This window comes from Streptomyces sp. NPDC002793, assembly GCF_040295485.1.
GTDB lineage: Bacteria > Actinomycetota > Actinomycetes > Streptomycetales > Streptomycetaceae > Streptomyces.
This window is the reverse complement of sequence record NZ_JBEOVL010000010.1, coordinates 119,838-139,144: the sequence shown is the minus strand read 5'-3', so window position 1 is coordinate 139,144 and position 19,307 is coordinate 119,838. Positions and strand designations below refer to the sequence as shown.

General features: G+C 70.2%; 16 protein-coding genes and 1 pseudogene. 11 read left to right on the top strand and 6 right to left on the bottom strand.

Annotated elements, in window-relative coordinates:
* The first annotated feature begins 214 nt into the window (after positions 1-214).
* The 8 genes and pseudogenes from ABT001_RS12445 (at position 215) to ABT001_RS12410 (ending at position 9,605) form a co-directional block, all read left to right on the top strand.
* The gene (locus ABT001_RS12445) at positions 215-1,480 is read left to right on the top strand and encodes an extracellular solute-binding protein (RefSeq protein ID WP_351275851.1); all 1,266 of its coding nucleotides are present in this window, start codon (positions 215-217) and stop codon (positions 1,478-1,480) included.
* A gap of 46 nt (positions 1,481-1,526) precedes the next feature.
* The gene (locus ABT001_RS12440; RefSeq protein WP_502967459.1) at positions 1,527-2,483 is read left to right on the top strand and encodes a carbohydrate ABC transporter permease; all 957 of its coding nucleotides are present in this window, start codon (positions 1,527-1,529) and stop codon (positions 2,481-2,483) included.
* Complete coding sequence (locus ABT001_RS12435; protein ID WP_351275849.1) at positions 2,480-3,319, top strand: carbohydrate ABC transporter permease; 840 nt, start codon at positions 2,480-2,482, stop codon at positions 3,317-3,319. The genes ABT001_RS12440 and ABT001_RS12435 overlap by 4 nt, the downstream gene beginning before the upstream one ends.
* A 53-nt stretch (positions 3,320-3,372) precedes the next feature.
* On the top strand, positions 3,373-4,935 hold the full coding sequence (locus tag ABT001_RS12430; RefSeq protein WP_351275847.1) for a beta-N-acetylhexosaminidase: 1,563 nt from the start codon (positions 3,373-3,375) through the stop codon (positions 4,933-4,935).
* Positions 4,936-5,139: 204 nt separating this feature from the next.
* Positions 5,140-5,949: pseudogene (locus ABT001_RS12425) on the top strand (glycoside hydrolase family 16 protein); the annotation flags it as partial.
* Positions 5,950-6,105: 156 nt separating this feature from the next.
* Positions 6,106-6,945 (top strand): TIM barrel protein, encoded by an 840-nt coding sequence (locus tag ABT001_RS12420; RefSeq protein WP_351275845.1) that lies wholly within the window; start codon positions 6,106-6,108, stop codon positions 6,943-6,945.
* A gap of 125 nt (positions 6,946-7,070) precedes the next feature.
* Positions 7,071-7,964: a 2-hydroxy-3-oxopropionate reductase gene (locus ABT001_RS12415; protein ID WP_351275843.1), complete on the top strand. Its 894-nt coding sequence runs from the start codon at positions 7,071-7,073 to the stop codon at positions 7,962-7,964.
* A 183-nt stretch (positions 7,965-8,147) separates the two neighbouring features.
* Entirely contained in the window at positions 8,148-9,605 is a 1,458-nt protein-coding gene (locus ABT001_RS12410) for a catalase (protein ID WP_351275841.1), read from the top strand.
* A gap of 592 nt (positions 9,606-10,197) precedes the next feature.
* On the opposite strand, the gene ABT001_RS12405 is transcribed toward ABT001_RS12410, so the two are convergent.
* The 4 genes from ABT001_RS12405 to gcl form a co-directional block, all read right to left on the bottom strand.
* The gene (locus ABT001_RS12405) at positions 10,198-10,605 is read right to left on the bottom strand and encodes a DUF6083 domain-containing protein (RefSeq protein WP_351275839.1); all 408 of its coding nucleotides are present in this window, start codon (positions 10,603-10,605) and stop codon (positions 10,198-10,200) included.
* 188 nt (positions 10,606-10,793) lie between these two features.
* Positions 10,794-11,495, bottom strand: a complete 702-nt coding sequence (locus tag ABT001_RS12400; RefSeq protein ID WP_351275837.1) for a cation efflux transmembrane domain-containing protein — start codon at positions 11,493-11,495, stop codon at positions 10,794-10,796.
* 2 nt (positions 11,496-11,497) lie between these two features.
* Positions 11,498-11,833 carry an ArsR/SmtB family transcription factor gene (locus ABT001_RS12395; RefSeq protein ID WP_351275835.1) on the bottom strand — a complete coding sequence of 112 codons (336 nt, stop codon included), beginning with the start codon at positions 11,831-11,833 and terminating at the stop codon, positions 11,498-11,500.
* A 140-nt stretch (positions 11,834-11,973) separates the two neighbouring features.
* Complete coding sequence (gene gcl / locus ABT001_RS12390) at positions 11,974-13,758, bottom strand: glyoxylate carboligase (RefSeq protein WP_351275833.1); 1,785 nt, start codon at positions 13,756-13,758, stop codon at positions 11,974-11,976.
* A 257-nt stretch (positions 13,759-14,015) separates the two neighbouring features.
* Here gcl and ABT001_RS12385 point away from each other — a divergent pair, with 257 nt between their 5' ends.
* Together ABT001_RS12385 and ABT001_RS12380 are read left to right on the top strand one after the other, a co-directional pair.
* Positions 14,016-14,762: a hypothetical protein gene (locus ABT001_RS12385; RefSeq protein WP_351275831.1), complete on the top strand. Its 747-nt coding sequence runs from the start codon at positions 14,016-14,018 to the stop codon at positions 14,760-14,762.
* A 71-nt stretch (positions 14,763-14,833) separates the two neighbouring features.
* Positions 14,834-15,055: a hypothetical protein gene (locus tag ABT001_RS12380; protein WP_351275829.1), complete on the top strand. Its 222-nt coding sequence runs from the start codon at positions 14,834-14,836 to the stop codon at positions 15,053-15,055.
* Between the two features lie 21 nt (positions 15,056-15,076).
* Here ABT001_RS12380 and ABT001_RS12375 read toward each other — a convergent pair whose 3' ends face one another.
* Together ABT001_RS12375 and ABT001_RS12370 are read right to left on the bottom strand one after the other, a co-directional pair.
* Positions 15,077-16,684, bottom strand: coding sequence for an AMP-binding protein (locus ABT001_RS12375; RefSeq protein WP_351275827.1), 1,608 nt, complete (start codon positions 16,682-16,684; stop codon positions 15,077-15,079).
* A complete protein-coding gene (locus ABT001_RS12370; RefSeq protein WP_351275825.1) occupies positions 16,681-18,357 on the bottom strand; it encodes an AMP-binding protein in 1,677 nt (558 codons plus the stop codon). The genes ABT001_RS12375 and ABT001_RS12370 overlap by 4 nt, the downstream gene beginning before the upstream one ends.
* Positions 18,358-18,460: 103 nt before the next feature.
* Between ABT001_RS12370 and ABT001_RS12365 the strand changes: the two genes are divergently transcribed.
* Positions 18,461-19,306: a response regulator transcription factor gene (locus ABT001_RS12365; RefSeq protein WP_351275823.1), complete on the top strand. Its 846-nt coding sequence runs from the start codon at positions 18,461-18,463 to the stop codon at positions 19,304-19,306.
* Position 19,307: the final 1 nt, after the last annotated feature.

Genomic DNA, 19,307 nt, shown 5'->3' with positions numbered 1-19,307 from the left:
AGTCGAGCAGCGCAAGACCACTGGTCAAGGGATTCTAGCCACCCCGGTCGACAGGATCACCGGGTCGATCGCCATCGGATTCCCCAAAGACCCTTCATACATGGGGGGTTGACGACCACATTGGTCTATGCCACCTTCGTCCACCATCAAGAGGTGAGCTGTCCAGTGGGCTTCACTGGTCAGGTGGTCAGGTCTCTTCCCGTTGAGGTGAACCGTGAAGTACCGCTTGCTTGCCGGTGTGTCCACGCTCGTGACGGCCGCCGCCCTCAGTGCCTGCGGTTCCGGTGGGGACGGCGCCGGCGGGGCCGGGGGCGTGACGACGGTCGATGTGTGGCTGATGCGCGACAGCGTCTCGGCCGCGTTCCAGAAGGAGTTCACCGAGGGATTCGAGGCCGCTCACCCCGACATCGACGTCAAGGTCCAGATCCAGGAGTGGGACGGCATCGGCCAGAAGATCACCGCCGCGCTGGCGAGCAACGACGCCCCGGACGTGATCGAGGCGGGCAACACGCAGGTGGCGCAGTTCGCCGAGAGCGGCGGGCTGCTGGACCTCAGCGACAGGAAGGACGAGCTGAACGGCGACGACTGGCTGGAGGGACTGGCCGAGCCGGGTTCGTACGACGGTAAGCAGTACGGGATTCCGTACTACGCGGCCAACCGGGTCGTGATCTACCGCAAGGACCTCTTCGAGAAGGCCGGTGTCGACGCCGCCGGGATCACCACCCGCGAGCAGTGGATCGACGCCACCACCGAGCTGAACAAGGGCGGCACGCAGGGCATCTACCTGCCGGGTCAGCTCTGGTACGCGCTCGCCGGATTCATCTGGGACGAGGGCGGAGACCTCGCCGCCGAGTCCGGCGGCACGTGGAGGGGTGCGCTCGACACCCCCGAAGCACAGCGGGGCATGGCCTTCTACGCCCGGCTGCAGGCGCTCGGCAAGGGACCGAAGGACTCCGACGAGGACGATCCGCCGCAGGCAGAGGTGATGGCGCAGGGCCGGGTGGCCCAGATCATCTCCACCCCGGGCGGGGCCGACGTGGTCGTCGAGAACGAACCGGGGCTCGAGGGGAAGCTCGGCTTCTTCCCGATACCGGGGAAGACGGCCGGCACCCCGGGCGCGGTGTTCACCGGCGGATCCGATCTGGTCGTGCCCGCCGCGTCCCGTCACCCGGACGCGGCGGTGACCTTCGTGAAGGAGCTGACGGGCGAAGCCTGGCAGAAGAAGCTCGCGGTGGCCATGAGCTACGTGCCCAACCGGACCACGCTCGCCTCGGCCGTGGCCGGCGACCCGGGTGCCTCCGCCATGGCCGTCGGCGCGGCGAACGGGCACGCGACGCCGAACACCCCGGGCTGGGCGACGGTGGAGGCGGAGAACCCGGTCAAGGACTACATGACCGCCGTCCTCACCGGCGGGGACACCGCCGAGGAGGCGGCCGAGGCCTCCGCGGACATCACCCGGGCCATGAACGCCGGCTCCTGATCCGCCACCTTCCGTTTCCCACCACCGAGACGAGAGGAGGCCCGCCGTGCCGGCGGTACGTGATCGGCCCGCTCCACGCTTCCACCGTCCCCCGGAGTCACCACCGGGGCGGCCCCCGCGCAACCTCTGGCCGTACGCCCTGATCGCACCCGCGATCGGCGGGATGCTCTACCTGCTGGTGTACCCGCTGGTGCGGGCCGTGGTGATCTCCCTCCAGGACTTCCGGCTCCGCCAGCTGATCAGCGGGGACGCCGAGTTCGTGGGACTGCGCAACTACCGGACCCTGCTGTCCGACCCACGCTTCTGGGAGGTGACCGGCCGCACCTTCGTCTTCATGGCCGTGAACGTCGTACTGATCATGACCGTCTCGACGCTGGTCGCGCTGATGACGGAGCGGCTGCGCCGGGTCGGCCGTACGGTCGTGCTCAGCTCGCTGGTGCTCGCCTGGGCCGTGCCGGTGGTCGCGGCGACGACGGTCTTCCAATGGCTGTTCCACTCCGAGTTCGGCATCGTCAACCAGTTGCTGACGTCGCTCGGATTCGGGTCCTTCGACCGCTATCCGTGGTTCGCGAACGGTACGGCGTCGTTCACGATCCTGGTCCTGCTGATCGTCTGGCAGTCCGTGCCGTTCGCGGCGGTCACCCTCTACTCCGCGCTGACGACCGTCCCCGCCGAGCTGCACGAGTCGGCACGCCTGGACGGCGCGTCCGCCTCCCGGGTCTTCCGCTCGCTCACCTTCCCGATCCTGCGGCCGATCTTCATGCTGGTCCTCTCCCTGGAGGTGATCTGGACCTTCAAGGCGTTCGTCCAGATCTGGGTGATGACCCGCGGCGGCCCCGGCGACGCCACCACCATCCTGCCCGTGTACGCGGTCCAGACGGCGCTCTCCGGCCAGCGCTACGACCTGGGCTCCGCCGCGTCGATGATCACCGTGGTCCTGATGTCCGGGGTGCTGGTCCTCTACTTCCGCCAGATGTTCCGTCAGGAGGACGACCTACGATGACCTTGCCGCGCCCCCGCGTCCGGCGGATCCCGCTGAACGCCGCCGCCGTCGTGACCGTCGTGGTCTGCCTGTTCCCCGTGTACTGGATGATCTCGACCGCGTTCAAGCCGTCCCGGGACATCCGGTCCACCGAGCCCCGGCTCTTCCCCTACACCTGGACGCTGGACCACTTCCGCCGGGCCGTTCAGGCGGACGGCTTCGAACTGTTCTGGCGCAACAGCGTCCTGGTCACGCTGGGCGCCGTGCTGCTCTCGCTGGCCGTGGCGCTCGGGGCCTCGTTCGCCGTGGCACGCCTGCGGTGGAAGGGCCGGCGGCAGTTCATGCTGCTGGTCTTCGTCGCCCAGATGGCGCCCTGGGAATCGCTGATCATCCCGGTCTACATCATCTCGCGCGACACGGACATGCTGGACCGGCTGCCCACCCTGACCCTCGTCTACTTCATGATCACGCTGCCGTTCACGATCGTGGTGCTGAGGGGCTTCCTGGCGACGATCCCGCCGGAACTCGAGGAGGCCGCTCAGGTCGACGGCTGCACCCGCACGGGGGCGTTCACGAGGGTGGCGCTCCCGCTGCTCGCCCCCGGCCTGATGGCGACCTCGCTCTTCGGTTTCATCACCGCCTGGAACGAGTTCGCCTACGCCAACTTCCTGATCATCAAGCAGCAGGACAACCGCACCCTGCCCGTCTGGCTCTCGTCCTTCCAGAACACCTTCGGCACCGACTGGGGCGCGACGATGGCCGCCTCGACGCTCTTCGCACTGCCCGCCCTCGTCATCTTCCTGCTGCTCCAGCGCCATGTGACCTCCGGCTTCGCGGCCGGCGCCGTCAAGGGCTGAGCCGGTCGACGTACGCGCGAACCGTCCGACATCCCCTGCCCCGGAGGCCCCCCGTGCCCGCTCCACGTCCCGAGCTCTCCCTCGTCCCCCGGCCCCGCAAGGTCTCCCCGCGTCCTGGCCGCCTCGTCCTGGACCAGGGCACCTCCGTACGTGCCCTCCCGGGTGCGGAAGCGGCGGCGGACCTGCTGCGCACCCTCATCGGCCCGACGACCGGGCTGTCCCTGCCGCCCTCCGCCGAGGGCCGTCTCGTCCTGGCACTCGACCCGCAGCTGGGCGGGCTGGGCGACGAGGGGTACGGCCTCACCGTGGGGCCGCAGGCCCTGCTGCTGCGTGCCGCACGGCCCGACGGTCTGCTCCGGGGTGTCCAGACGATCCGGCAACTGCTGCCTCCCGAGGCCCTGTCGGGTGGTGCGCGGGACATCCCCTGGGAGCTGCCGTGCGTCGAGATCAGCGACGTACCGCAGTACCCCTGGCGCGGCGCGATGCTCGATGTCGCCCGCCACTTCCAGCCCGTCTCCTACCTGCGCCGTTACGTGGACCTGATGGCGCTGCACAAGCTGAACGTCCTCCATCTGCACCTCACCGACGACCAGGGCTGGCGCATGCCGGTCGAAGCCTTCCCCCGGCTGACCTCGGTGGGCGGGCACCGGGCCCAGTCGCTGTCCGACGGCGTCCCGCACGCGGGGGCGTACACCAGGGCCGAGCTGCGTGACCTGGTCCGCCACGCGCGGGAGCGGGGCGTGACCGTCGTGCCGGAGATCGAGATGCCCGGTCACGCGCGCGCGGCCCTCGCGGCCTACCCCGCGCTCGGGAACCACCCGGAGCGGCACCTCGACGTCTGGACGAGGTGGGGTGTCTGCGACAACGTGCTGGGAGTCCACGAGGAGGTCTTCGACTTCTGCCGGACGGTGCTGGAGGAGGTCATGGACGTCTTCCCGTCCCCGTACGTCCACATCGGCGGCGAGGAGTGCCCCACCGGCGAATGGGAGAACAGCCCGGCGGCCCGGGACCGTGCGGCGGCCGCGGGGCTCTCCGGCTCCGGCGAGCTGCACGGCTGGTTCATGGGCCGGATCGGCTCGTTCCTCGTGGAGCACGGCCGACGGCCCGTGGGCTGGGCCGAGAGCGGAGCCGAACTGCCTGCCGACTTCACGGTGATGACGTGGCGGGACCCGGCGCACGCCCTCACCGCGGCGCGGCGCGGGCACCAGGTGGTGACCGCGCACCACCGCGCGACGTACCTGGACTACGCCCAGTCCACGGATCCGGACGAGCCCGCGGCGCAGCCGGGCGAGCCCGTACCCCTGCACGCGGTCCACTCGAACGAGCCGGTGTCACCGGACTGGGAGCCGGAGGACGCCTCCCGCGTACTGGGGACACAGGCCCAGCTGTGGACCGAGTACGTGACGACACCGGACCGGATCGAGTACCTCACCTACCCCCGACTCTGCGCCCTGGCGGACCGTGCCTGGTCCGGCGGGCGCAGCGACTGGGCCGGTTTCGTCGAGCGGCTGCACGACCACACCGCCCGGCTTGACGCCCTCGGCGTCCGTTACCGGCCGCTCACCACGCGGTCCCTGGCGACCGCGTCCACAGGTACAGCGCGACCCCCACGGTGACGGCTTCCCCCGCGAGGGCGTCGGGATCCCGTTCGCCGTCGCGGGGGAAGCCGTCACACATCCCCCACCGTTCCGGAGAGGAACACCGTCATGAGGACATTCCGCAGGAGCCGTATCCGCGCGGCGGCAGCCGCCGCCGTCACCCTGGCCCTGGGCTGCACGGCCCTCGCCGCCCTGCCCTCGACCGCCGGTGCCGCGGCGGCCGACGGGCCCGCGCTGTTCGACGACTTCAACTACAGCGGGCACACGGACCCGAGGATCTCGGCGAACGGCTGGAGCGTCCGCTCGAACTCCGGCGGACCCGGCGTGCCGGGCGCCGTCTGGGCCCCCGAGAACGTGACCTTCAGCAGCCAGAGCGGTAATTCGGTGATGAACCTGGAGACGTCGACGGCGGGCACGGGCGCGTCGACGGAGCAGACGGAGATCCTCACGCGGTCCACGAAGTTCCGCAACGGCACCTACGCGGCCCGGGTGAAGTTCAACGACGCACCGAGGTCGGGACCCGACGGGGACCACCTCGTACAGGCCTTCTTCACCATCAACGACCTGAAGGCGCCGATGGCGGACGACTACGCCGAGTACGACTTCGAGTACCTGCCCAACGGCGGCTGGGGCGAGCCGGCCAACATCCTCTATACCACCTCGTGGGAGACCTTCAGGCCCGATCCGTGGGAGGCCGTCAACCAGCACAGCGAGGTGCGTCGGAGCTACGCCGGATGGCACGACCTGGTCGTGACGATCGACAACAGCGCGATCACGTACTACGTCGACGGTCAGCACTTCGGCACGCACGGGGCGGCCTACCTCCCCGAGCGGCCGATGTCGATCAACTTCAACCAGTGGCTGATCGATCTGGCCGGTCAGAGCAGTACCACCCCCCGTTCGTACGACCAGCAGGTGGACTACGTGCTGCACGTGAAGGACCGGGTCCTCTCGCCCGCGCAGGTGTCGGCGCTGGTGAGCGGATACCGCAGTGCGGGCACCACGTTCGAGGACACGGTGCCGGCCGTCTGACCAGGCGAATGTGAGCGTGAGCGGGGTGGAGGCGAGGCGGCCTCCACCCCGCTCACGTCTGCCCGGAATGCGGATCGCCTCTTGACAGCCTCACCACCCTCCAGGCAATCTTCCGTTAAGCAGAAACAAACTTCCGCGATACGGAAGGAGCGCACGATGGGCTACTCGGACCAGCGCTTCGAAGTGAACCTCTCGATCCTCTTCACGGAACTCCCGCTGCTGGAGCGCCCGGCGGCAGCGGCCGCCGCAGGCTTCACGGCGGTCGAGCTCTGGTGGCCCTGGATCGAGACCCCCACCCCCGCGCAGGCCGAGCTCGGCGCCCTGAAGAAGGCGCTCGACGACGCGGGCACTCACCTGGTGGGGCTGAACTTCTACGCCGGCGAGCTCCCCGGCCCCGACCGCGGGGCACTCTCGCTGCCCGGCCGGGAATCGGACCGCTTCCGCGCCAACATCGAGGTGGCGGCGGACTTCGCGGCCTCGGTCGGCTGCAAGGCCCTCAACGCGCTGTACGGCAACCGCGTCGAGGGCGTGGACCCGGCCGTCCAGGACGATCTCGCCCTGGAGAACCTGGTCCTGGCCGCCCGCGCGGCCCACCGGATCGGGGCGACCCTCCTGATCGAGACCCTCAACGCCACGGAGTCGCCGCTCTATCCGCTGGTCAGCGCACCGGCGGGCATCGAGGTCGTCGACCGGGTCAACGAGGCGACGGGGCTGGGCAACGCCGCGTTCCTGCTGGACCTCTACCACCTGTCGATGAACGGCGAGGACCTCAGCCAGGTGATCAAGGCGTACGCCGCGAAGACCGGTCACGTCCAGATCGCCGACAACCCGGGCCGCGGCGCGCCCGGCACCGGCTCGCTCCCCCTGGAGCGGCTCCTCGACGAGTTGACCGAGGCCGGTTACGACGGCTGGATCGGCCTGGAGTACAAGCCGGGCGACCGGCCGAGCGCCGAGGCGTTCGCCTGGCTCCCCGCCGAACACCGGCCGACCCGCTAGGGCGTGTTTCGGAAGTCCCGGCGTGCCAGGCGTCGCCAGGCCGGCCCTTCGGGCGGACGGCGCCACTTCCGAAACACAACCCAGGGCCATCCCTCCCGCACACACGCCTATCGGAAGGCACCCTCATGAGCAGCACCCTCCCCAAGGTCGCCTGGATCGGGCTCGGCATCATGGGCTCCCCCATGTCCGAGAACCTGGTCAAGGCCGGTTACCAGGTGACCGGTTACACCCTGGAGCAGGCCAAGGTCGACCGGCTCGTCGCGGCGGGCGGCAAGGGGGCCGCCTCGATCGCGGACGCGGTGCGCGACGCCGACGTGGTCATCACCATGGTGCCCGCGTCCCCGCAGGTCGAGGCCATCGCGTACGGCCCCGACGGCATCCTGGAGAACGCCAGGCGGGGCGCCCTGCTGATCGACATGTCCTCGATCACTCCGCAGACCTCGGTGGACCTCGCGAAGAACGCGGAGGACAAGGGCATCCGCGTACTGGACGCCCCCGTCTCCGGCGGCGAGGCCGGCGCGATCGAGGCCGTCCTGTCGATCATGGTCGGCGGCGAGCAGGCCGACTTCGACGCCGCGAAGCCGCTGCTCGACGCGCTCGGCAGGACGATCGTGCTCTGCGGTCCGCACGGCTCCGGACAGACGGTGAAGGCCGCGAACCAGCTGATCGTCGCCGTCAACATCCAGGCCTGCGCCGAGGCCGTCGTCTTCCTGGAGAAGTCCGGGGTCGACCTGGCCGCCGCGCTCGACGTGCTGAACGGCGGGCTCGCCGGCTCGACGGTCCTGACCCGCAAGAAGGACAACTTCATCAAGCGGGACTTCGCACCGGGCTTCCGGATCGACCTGCACCACAAGGACATGGGCATCGTCACGGACGCCGCCCGCAACGTCGGCGCCGCCCTGCCGGTCGGCGGCGTCGTGGCGCAACTCGTGGCCTCCCTGCGCGCACAGGGCGACGGCGGCCTGGACCACTCCGCGCTGCTGCGCTCGGTCGAGCGGCTCTCCGGCTCCCAGGTCTGACACCCCGACCCTTCCCAGGGCCCCCTGAACTCCGGGTCGCGGTGGCGCTGACACCTGTCCTGTCGCGCCCAGGCGCCGCCGCGATCCGGAACCTCACCCTCCAATTTCAACAAACTGTTGACGCGCTGTTCCCGGCGAATCTACGCTCCTGAGGCCGCCAGCAGCCCCGTACGGAAGGCCCCCATGTCCCAGCGTGTGCTCACGACCGAGTCAGGCGCCCCGGTCGCCGACAACCAGAACTCCGCCACGGCCGGCGCCGGCGGGCCCATCCTCCTCCAGGACCAGCACCTGTTGGAGAAGCTCGCCAGGTTCAACCGTGAGCGCATCCCGGAGCGCGTGGTCCACGCCCGCGGCTCCGGTGCGTACGGCTACTTCGAGGTGACCGACGACGTCACCGGCTTCACCCGCGCCGACTTCCTCTCCGAAGTGGGCCGCCGCACCGAGACGTTCATCCGCTTCTCGACGGTCGCCGACTCGCTGGGCGGCGCGGACGCCGTCCGCGACCCCCGTGGCTTCGCGCTCAAGTTCTACACGGACGAGGGCAACTACGACCTGGTCGGCAACAACACCCCGGTGTTCTTCATCAAGGACCCGGTGAAGTTCCCCGACTTCATCCACTCACAGAAGCGGGATCCCTTCACGGGCCGCCAGGAGCCGGACAACGTCTGGGACTTCTGGGCGAACTCCCCCGAGGCGACGCACCAGATCACCTGGCTGATGGGCGACCGCGGCATCCCCGCCTCGTACCGTCACATGAACGGCTTCGGCTCGCACACGTACCAGTGGACGAACGCCGACGGCGAGGCCTTCTTCGTCAAGTACCACTTCAGGACCAACCAGGGCGTGCGCTCGCTCTCCGCCGAGCAGGCCGCCGAACAGGTCGGCAAGGACGCCAACTCGCACCAGACGGACCTGCTCCAGGCCATCGAACGCGGAGTCAACCCGTCCTGGACGCTGCACGTGCAGGTCATGCCGGCCGCCGAGGCGGCGGACTACCGCTTCAACCCGTTCGACGTGACGAAGGTGTGGCCGCACGCCGACTACCCCCTGCGACGCGTCGGCCGGCTGGTGCTGGACCGCAACCCGGACAACGTCTTCGCCGAGGTGGAGCAGGCCGCGTTCTCGCCGAACAACTTCGTGCCCGGCATCGGCCCGTCCCCGGACAAGATGCTCCAGGGCCGGCTGTTCGCTTACGCCGACGCGCAGCGCTACCGCCTGGGCATCAACCACACCCAGCTCCCGGTCAACGCGCCGAAGGCGGCCACCGTCGACAACTACGGGCGCGACGGACTCCACGCGACGCGCTACGGCTCGCGCCAGGACAGGAACTACGAGCCCAACTCGTACGCCGGACCGGCCCAGACCGGCCAGGCGCTCGCCGCGCCCCTGCCCGTTCAGGGCTGGACGGGCACGCACGAGGCGCCCGCCCACACGAAGGACGACGACTTCTTCCAGGCGGGCGAGCTCTACCGGCTGATGTCCGCGGACGAGAAGGACCGCCTGATCGCCAACATCGCCGGAGGCCTCTCGCAGGTCACCCGCGACGACGTGATCGAGAAGAACCTCGCCCACTTCCACGCCGCCGACGCCGACTACGGCAAGCGCGTGGAGGAGGCCGTCCGCGCCCTGCGCGAGGACTGAGCCTCCAGCCCAGGGCCCTGCCCGTGCCGCGCACCCGGATGAGGGGTGCCGCGCGGCACGGCAGGACGGGACCGCGGCGGCGGACGACGCCAGTGCGGTGGCGAGGGCCGGGCGGCCCGGCTCCAGACCTGAAGGAACCGGTCCGCCCACCGCCCGCAGCCCGCCGTCGCGGTCGCCGTGAAGACGGATCACCGGGGTGCGGTGTGCGCGTGGGGCGTACACCGCATCCCTTTCCTGCCTCGCAGCGCGTCCGCCGCATGGCCGGGTTCCACGTCCTCACCGCGGGCCACCTCAGCCCCCAGCCGTTCGGTCTCGCCGCGACTCCACGGGCCGGAGTCCGGGCGGCAGAGGCAGGGAGTGCACGACGTGGAGGCGCGAGACCGCTCGGGTGAGCGCCACGTACAAGCGGAGGCGTCCGCGCCGACAACCACCTGTTCTTGCGCACCGTCGATCATGGCCCGCAAGGCCGCTCGGCATGCGTCGTGGTGGGCACGTTCCCTGATCAGGGCGTCACTGAGTACGGACTCGGAGCGTGGCATCCCTCAACAATAAAGCAACTGGGTAATGTTTTTAACCGAGTATCCCGCCTCGCTTACGGGAAACCCTCGTCAGGCAGATCGAACAGACGTTGCGACCGGCGATCGTTGTGCACACGGAGAGCGGAGACCCACGGCCAGAGGTCCTCCGGCACCAGGCAGGGGCAGGCGATGCGGTGCGGGATGCGGCACCTGGTGCCCGGTAGCGGCTCCGCGTCCCAGAGGTTCATCGCGGTCCCGGTCGACGTGATCACCCACCGGCGCCGTGGAGGCACGGTGTGGGCAGGGATCAGGATGCGCGGTTCGAGCAGGATCCAGTACCCCGGGTAGGCCGTGGCGTACCGGTCCTGCGGGAGGTCGCAGAACGGGCAGTCGGGCGGCGAGGGCGGCCGTGGCGCCGTGGCGCCCTCCAGGAGTGCGTGAAAGGTCTCGGTGACGTGGTCGGAGTCGTCGATGTCCCCCATGGCTCGATGATCCGGTCAGGCCTGCGGGCCGGACAGGGCGCGATCCGGCCGTGCCGGACGGGGCACCTCTTACCACCGGGGGCCCGAGCGGCACATGAGGCACACCGGACCACCGGGGCCCCTCATGCCCCGGCGGAGCGGGACCTGTATCCGTCGGCGCAGGGCGGAAGGGCGCGAGCAGGGTGCGGTCAGGCGCAGCCACAGACGTCGGCCGCGGCACCGGCCGAAGGCACCGTCGCGGCGGCGGGGACCGCGCAGCAGCCCTCGCCTCGCCAGGCGTCGCGGCCTTCCTTCACGGCGATGGCCGCGATGACCAGGGCGGCGATCGGGTCGGCCCAGGACCAGCCGAGCGTGGCGTTCAGCACCAGGCCGACCAGGAGTACGGCGGACAGATAGGTGCACAGCAGGGTCTGCTTGGAGTCGGCGACCGCGCTGGCGGAGCCGAGTTCACGGCCGGCCTGCCGCTGGGCGGAGGACAGGAACGGCATCACGGCCAGGGACAGCGCGGCGATCACGATGCCCGGTACGGACGGCTCGGCCTCACCGGTGCCGACCAGCGCGCGGACCGCGTCGACACCGACGTACGCGGCGAGCGCGAAGAAGGAGACGGCGATGATCCGCAGGGTGGTCCTCTCCCGGGCCTCGCGGACGGCGTGCTCACGGGCGGAGAACTGCCAGGCCACCGCGGCGGCGGAGGACACCTCGATCACCGAGTCCATACCGAAGCCGATCAGGGCCGTGGAGGAGGCGATCGTCCCCGCCGTGATGGCGACGATCGCCTCGACGACGTTGTAGGCGATCGTGGCGGCGACCAGGAGCCGTATACGCCGGGCCAGGGCCTCGCGCCGTGCCGGGCCGGGTCCGAGGGATATGACTGCGTCGGCGGTCATGGTCAGCAACACCCCTTCTCGTCGGCATCCGCGCAGGTCCGGTCGGTCTCCACGGCGACCACGGCGGCGCGCAGGTCGTCCAGGGCGTGACCGAGGCGGGCGTCGGCGAGCTCGTAACGGGTGCGACGGCCGTCGGGGACGGTGACGACCAGGCCGCAGTCGCGCAGACACGCGAGGTGGTTCGACAACCGGGTCCGCGAGACGCCGAGGGCGTCGGCGAGGTCTGCCGGATAGGCGGGGGCATCACGGAGGGCGAGCAGGACGCGGCAGCGGATCGGGTCGGCGAGCGCGCGGCCGAAGCGGGCCAGCACCTCGATGTCGTGGGCGACTGTAAGCACCCCACGACAGTACACGCTTCTCTGAATCCAGGAATACGTGGATCGATGTCGTGGGCGCTCCGGGCCACGTGACGGACGCCGACCCCCGGAACCTGTCGAGGCCCCGGGGGCCGGCGTCGCGCGGCCGGGGAGGAACGGCGTCAGGACACCGTCAGCGTCCGGATCGAGGTCGGCGCGTGGCCCGGCTCGGTCGCCAGGTCCTCGAACTCGTTGACCGACGCGATGTCGGACCCGCTCATCGAGATGTTCGTGACCCGCTCCAGGATCGCCTCGACGACGACCGGGACCCGGTGTTCGGCGGCGAGCTTCTTCGCCTCCTCGAAGGCCGGCAGCAGTCGGTCCGGCTCGGTGACCCGGATCGCCTTGCAGCCCAGGCCCTCGACGACCTTGACGTGGTCCACGCCGTAGACGCCCAGCTCCGGGGAGTTGAGGTTCTCGAACTCCAGGTTGACCTGGAAGTCGATGTCGAAGTTGCGCTGCGCCTGCCGGATGAGCCCCAGGTAGGAGTTGTTCACCAGCACGTGGACGTACGGGATACGGTGCTGCGCGCCGACGGCCAGCTCCTCCAGCATGAACTGGAAGTCGTAGTCGCCGGAGAGCGCGACCACGGAGCCGTCGGGATCGGCCGTGGCGACGCCCAGCGCGGCGGGGATCGTCCAGCCCAGGGGCCCGGCCTGGCCGCAGTTGATCCAGTGGCGCGGCCGGTACACGTGCAGCATCTGCGCGCCCGCGATCTGGGAGAGGCCGATGGTGGTGACGTACCGCGTCTCGGGGCCGAACGCCCGGTTCATCTCCTCGTAGACGCGCTGCGGCTTCAACGGGACGTCATCGAAGTGCGTGCGGCGCTGCAGGGTCGCGCGGCGCTCCTGCGTGGACGCCGCCCACCGGGAGCGGTCCTTCAGCTCGCCGGCGGCCTTCAGTTCACGTGCCACCTCGACGAACAGCTGGAGTGCCGCCTTCGCGTCGGAGGCGATGCCGAGGTCCGGGGCGAAGATCCTGCCCAGCTGGGTGGGCTCGATGTCGACGTGGACGAAGGTGCGGCCCTCGGTGTAGACGTCCAGCTTGCCGGTGTGACGATTGGCCCAGCGGTTGCCGATACCGAGGACGAAGTCGGACTCCAGGAAGTTCGCGTTGCCGTAGCGGTGCGAGGTCTGCAGGCCGACCATGCCCGCGTTCAGCTCGTGGTCGTCGGGGATGATGCCCCAGCCCATCAGGGTGGGGACGACCGGGACACCGGTCAGTTCCGCGAACTCGACCAGGAGTTCCGACGCGTCCGCGTTGATGATGCCGCCGCCCGCGACGAGCAGCGGCCGCTCCGAGGCGTTGAGCATCTGGAGCGCCCGCTCGATCTGCCTGCGGCTCGCGGCGGGCTTGTGAACGGGCAGCGGTTCGTACAGTTCGGGGTCGAACTCGATCTCGGTGAGCTGCACATCGATCGGCAGGTCGATGAGGACCGGTCCGGGCCGGCCGGTGCGCATGAGGTGGAAGGCCTGCTGGAAGACGCCCGGGACCTGCGCGGCCTCCAGGACGGTGGTCGCGGCCTTGGTCACCGGTGCGGCGATCGACGCGATGTCGACGGCCTGGAAGTCCTCCTTGTGCAGGACGGCCGTCGGCGCCTGGCCGGTGATGCAGAGGATCGGGATCGAGTCGGCGACGGCCGAGTAGAGGCCGGTGATCATGTCCGTTCCGGCGGGTCCGGACGTACCGATGCAGACGCCGATGTTGCCGGCCGCGGCGCGGGTGTACCCCTCCGCCATGTGGGAGGCGCCCTCGACGTGGCGGGCGAGGGTGTGCTGCACCCCGCCGGAGGCCTTGAGGGCCGCGTAGAAGGGGTTGATCGCCGCACCCGGCACACCGAACGCGTTGCTGACACCTTCGCGCTTGAGGATCTCAACTGCCGCTCGGGCAGCGGTCATACGAGGCATGAGTGCTCCTGCTCGGACCTGGTGGAGTCGGGCTCTGTCGCGCCACCTGAGAGCACCAATTCCGCACTACGGAAAGTTTGTTCTGCTATACGGAATCAACTTAGGACGGCCCCGGACAGCCGTCAAGGGAGGGCGGAGGAAGCGGCGGGGAACCGGAGGGCCGAAGTACGCGATTCCGTCCCCTGAACGTCGCTCCTGGTGGACGATGGAGGTACGGAACGCAGTCGCCGCCGCCGGGCGGAAGGAAGGGGCAGCACGTGGAGTCCGTACCGGTGCGCTGCCCGGCCTGCCGCCGGGATCACGCGTACATCACGCCGGTATATCCCTGCCCGTGCGGCTCCCCGACAGCGCCGCCACTGATGCGTGGCGCGCCGGCCGCGGTCATCACGCACCGCACGTGGAACGACGACTGGGTCAGCGTGCGGTGCCACTCCTGCGGGCGCCGCGACCAGTGGCCGCACCCCGAACTCTGCTGCCCCTGCGGCACGGTGCTGCGCATACCCGTGCGCCCGGTGGCCAGGCGCGCCCCCATGCCGCCGCCCGCCACGGCCGGACCACCCGGGCCGCCCCACATACCGGCGACACGCAAGGCCACGCCTGCGCGCCCCCTGTTCCGACCACTGGTCATACGCACGGCCCGCGACGCCGTGGACACCGCGGCGCTGTACCTGAAGTGGCTGGGCTTCAGCGAGGTCGTCCAGCCCGAGGTGCGGACCGGCTCCCGGATCGACCTGAGGGCCGCCGGCATCATCGCCCAGGTCGACGCGACGACGCGGCCGACCGCCCTGCGCGACGTCGAATGCCTGTGGCTGAACGGCCTGAACACCTCGGTGTCCAGCGTGCTGTTCTCCCTGGCCGGCTACACGGACGAGGCACGCTCACGCGCCGACGACCTCGCCATCCCCCTGTTCGTCCTGGACCTCACCGGAACCCCTCAGCCGGTGAACGGCCCCGCCGACGAGTTGATCAGCGTCGACCCCGAGCCACCCGCCCCCGTCGAATGATTTCGGTCACCTGTGCCCTGCCAGCCGCATATGTTCGAGCTGTTGTCAGCATGAGGACGTAGAGTGAAGGCATGGTCTTAACTCCCCGACTTCCCACTCACCCCACCTCCGTCTTCCTTTCCCAGCCCGTCCACCCGTCCGTCGTCGAGGCCAACGAAGCGATCCGTGCGCTCGTCGACTCCCGTGCCGGCCAGGACTGGACCCCGACGGAGGCAGCGGAGTACGAGGTGCTGCTCATCGAGTGGGCGGCGGCGACCCAGGGCATAGGCTCCGGCATCATCGAGGCCGCCTGACCCCGCCGCCCCCGGCACGGGCTACGCGCCGTACCCCTCCCGCAGTTCGATCTTCCGGATCTTACCGCTGACCGTCATGGGGAACGCCTCCAGGATCCGCAGCCCGCGCGGGATCTTGTAGTGCGCCAACTGCTCACGGCAGTACGCCTTCACCTCGTCGAGCGTCGGCGGGTCGGCCGGATCACGGGGAATGACGCAGGCCAGGATCTCCTCGCCGTACCGGTCGTCCGGCACCCCGACCACCTGGACGTCGGCGATCTTCGGGTGGCCGTAGAGGAACTCCTCGATCTCACGCGGATAGACGTTCTCGCCGCCACGGATGATCATGTCCTTGATCCGGCCGACGATCTGTACGTACCCGTCCTCCCGCATCACCGCGAGGTCCCCCGTGTGCATCCAGCGTCCCGCGTCGACGACTTCGGCTGTCCGCTCCGGCTGGTCCCAGTAGCCGAGCATCACGCTGTAGCCCCGGGTGCACAGTTCGCCGGCCTCACCACGCGGCAGGGTCACACCTGCCACCGGATCGACGACCTTCACCTCGATGTGCGGCATCACCCGGCCGACCGTGCCCGTGCGGCGCTCCAGGTCGTCCTCCCGGCGGGTCTGCGTGGAGACGGGCGAAGTCTCCGTCATGCCGTAGCAGATGGACACCTCCTCCATGTGCATCTCCGCGACGACCCGCTTCATCACCTCGACCGGGCACGGCGATCCCGCCATGATCCCGGTGCGCAGCGAGGAGAGGTCGTACGCGTCGAAACCGGGGAGGTCGAGCTCCGCGATGAACATCGTGGGCACCCCGTAGAGCGAGGTGCAGCGCTCCCGCTGGACGGCGTCCAGTACGGCGGCGGGCTCGAAGGCCGGCGCGGGGATGACGATGCAGGCACCGTGCGAGGTGATGGCGAGGTTCCCCATGACCATGCCGAAGCAGTGGTAGAAGGGCACCGGAAGACAGACCCTGTCCTGTTCGGTGTAGGCGACCATCTCCCCCACGAAGAAGCCGTTGTTGAGGATGTTGTGGTGGGAGAGGACGGCCCCCTTGGGGAAGCCGGTGGTCCCGGAGGTGTACTGGATGTTGATCGGGTCGTCGCACGACAACTCAGCCTCGCGAGCCGCGAGTTGCTCCGACGTCACGGATGCGGACGCGGCAGTCAGCTCGCCCCAGGAGGGGTCGTCGATGTAGTGGACGGACCGCAGCTCCGGGCAGTCGGCGCGGACCTGCCCGACGAGCGCGCGGTAGTCGCTGGTGCGGTGGGCGAGCGAGGCGACCAGGACGGAGACACCGGCCTGCTTCAGCACGTACTCCAGCTCGTGCGCGCGGTAGGACGGGTTGATGTTGACCATGACCGCGCCGATCCGGGCCGTGGCGTACTGGACGAGGACCCATTCCGGGCAGTTGACCGCCCAGATGCCGACCCGGTCCCCCTTGGCCACCCCGGACGCCATCAGCCCCCGGGCCAGCTCCTCGACGGCGTGACCGAACGCGGTGTAGGTCCAGCGGCGCCCGGACACCACGTCGACCAGGGCCTCCCGCTCCCCGTACGTCTCGATCGCACGGTCCAGGTTGCGTCCGATGGTGTCGCCGAGCAGAGCCGTTTCGCCGGTTCCGTGCGCGTAGGAGAGGCCGTTCACCGCAGGTCCCCCTCGTCGAACTCGACGCCCGTGCCCTGCGCGGTGCGCTCGCGCAGCTCGATCCTGCGGATCTTCCCCGAGACGGTCTTGGGCAGCTCGGCGAACTCGAGCCGCCGGATGCGCTTGTAGGGGGCGAGGACCGCCCGTGAGTGCTGGAACAGCACCCTCGCCGTGCCAGGTCCTGGCTCCCAGCCCTCGGCGAGCACCACGTACGCCTTCGGGACGGACAGCCGCAGCGGGTCGGGGGCGGGCACGACGGCGGCCTCGGCGACCGCCTCGTGCTCCAGCAGGGCGCTCTCCAGCTCGAAGGGCGAGATCTTGTAGTCGGAGGCCTTGAACACGTCGTCGGCCCGGCCGACATAGGTGATGTAACCGTCCTCGTCCCGTGCTCCGATGTCCCCCGTGCGGTAGTAGCCGCCCGCCATGGCTTCCGCCGTACGGTCCGGATCCCCGTGGTAGCCCGTCATAAGGCCGACGGGCGCCGCGGACAGGACGAGGGAGATCTCCCCCTCCGCCACACCCGGCGCACCGGAGACCGGGTCCAGCAGCTCGACCACGAAGCCGGGGCTGGGCCGTCCCATCGACCCCGTCTTGAGCCGCTGTCCGGGGGTGTTGGCCACCTGCACGGCGGTCTCCGTCTGGCCGAAGCCGTCGCGGATGGTGACGCCCCAGGCGCGCCGGACGCTCTCGATGACCTCGGGATTGAGCGGCTCACCGGCCGCCACGACCTCGCGCGGCGGTGTCTTCAGCTGAGCGAGGTCGGCCTGGATCAGCATCCGCCAGACCGTGGGCGGGGCGCAGAAGCTGGTGATCGCCGAGCGGTCCATCTCCGCCATCAGCCGGGCGGCGTCGAAGCGGGTGTAGTTGAAGATGAAGACGGTGGCCTCGGCACTCCACGGCGCGAAGAGGTTCGACCAGGCGTGCTTCGCCCAGCCGGGCGAGGAGATGTTCAGATGGACGTCACCGGGCTTGAGGCCGATCCAGTACATCGTCGACAAGTGGCCCACGGGATAAGAGACATGGGTGTGCTCGACGAGCTTCGGACTCGCCGTGGTGCCCGACGTGAAGTAGAGCATCAGGGGTTCGTCGGCGTCCGTCTCCCGGTCCGGGGTGAACGTCGCGGGCGCCTCGTCGGCCCCGCTGTAGGAGAGCCAGCCCTCGGTGTCGGCACCGACCGCGATCCGGGTGTAGTGGCCCGGCACCTCGTCGAACTTCGCCGTGTCGGCCGACCGCACGAGGACGTGGCGGACCCTGCCTCGCTCGACCCGGTCGCGGAGATCGGCCGGCCCCAGCAGGGGGGTGGCGGGGATGACGACGGCACGCAGCTTCATCGCGGCCAGTGCCGTCTCCCACAGCTCCACCTGGTTGCCGAGCATGACGAGGATCCGGTCACCCGCGGCGACGCCCTGGGCCCGCAGCCAGTTCGCCGCCCGGTCGGAGCGGGCGGCCATCCGGGCGAAGGACACCTCGGTGCGTTCCCCGTCCTCCTCCACGATGTGCAGAGCGGTGCGCTCGTTGTTCTCGGCGATGACGTCGAACCAGTCGAGCGCCCAGTTGAAGTGGTCGGGGCGGGGCCAGCTGAAGCCCTCGTACGCCGTGGTGTAGTCCTCACGGTGCTCGATCAGGAAGTCCCGGGCCGCCCGGAACGTCTCCGTCGCACTCGTTGCCGGCATGTGCCCTCCTCATTACGAACGCGTCCTTTAACATCATGCGAACAGTGACCTGGATCTCACCACCCCCGAACAGGGGTGGCGGACAGGGCGGAGAGGCATCGGCGTGGCGGAACCGGGCGAGGCGACCGAGCTGCGGGCGGCCCTGCTGAGGCTGCGCCGGACGAGCGGACTGCCGGTGGTCTTCGGCGGGCTGCTGTCCGACGCCCGCCGCGCCATGATCGCCGAGCTGAGCGGTGCCCAGACCCCGGCCCTGCGCGGGCTCGTCATCTCGGCGGGGAGCGGGCTCGGCGGTAAGGCGATCGCACTGTCACGGCCGTGCGCGGTCACGGACTACCCGTCCTCGCGCCACATCAGCCATGAGTACGACACGGCCGTCGCGGCGGAGGGCCTGCGCTCGGTCGTCGCGGTGCCCGTCGTCGTACGCCGGACGGTGCGCGGTGTGCTGTACGGGGCGCTGCGCGAGCCGCTCACGCTCGGGGACCGCGCGTTCGACGCGGCGGCCTCGGCCGCGCGGGACGTGGAGCAGGCCCTGGCCGTCCGGGACGAGGTACGGCAGCTCCTGGCCGCGACCCGGGAGCAGATCACCGAACCGGGCGCGGGTGCCGGCACCTGGGAGGACGTCCGGGAGGCTCATCGCGAACTGCGGGCCCTGGCCCCGAAGATCGTGGACGCGTCGCTGCGCGGGGAACTGCTCGCGGTGTGCGGGCGGCTCGCGTCGGCCGCCGGGGCGGACCGGGGTCCGGAGACCGGGCTGGTACGGCTGGCGCCGCGTGAGGTGGATGTGATCGCCTGCGTCGCGTCGGGGGCGACGAACGCCGCGACGGCCGGACGGCTGGGGCTGCGGCCGGAGACCGTGAAGAGCTATCTGCGGTCCGCGATGCGGAAGCTGGGTGCACACACCCGGCTGGAGGCGGTGGTGGCGGCGCGCCGTGCGGGGCTGCTGCCGTGAG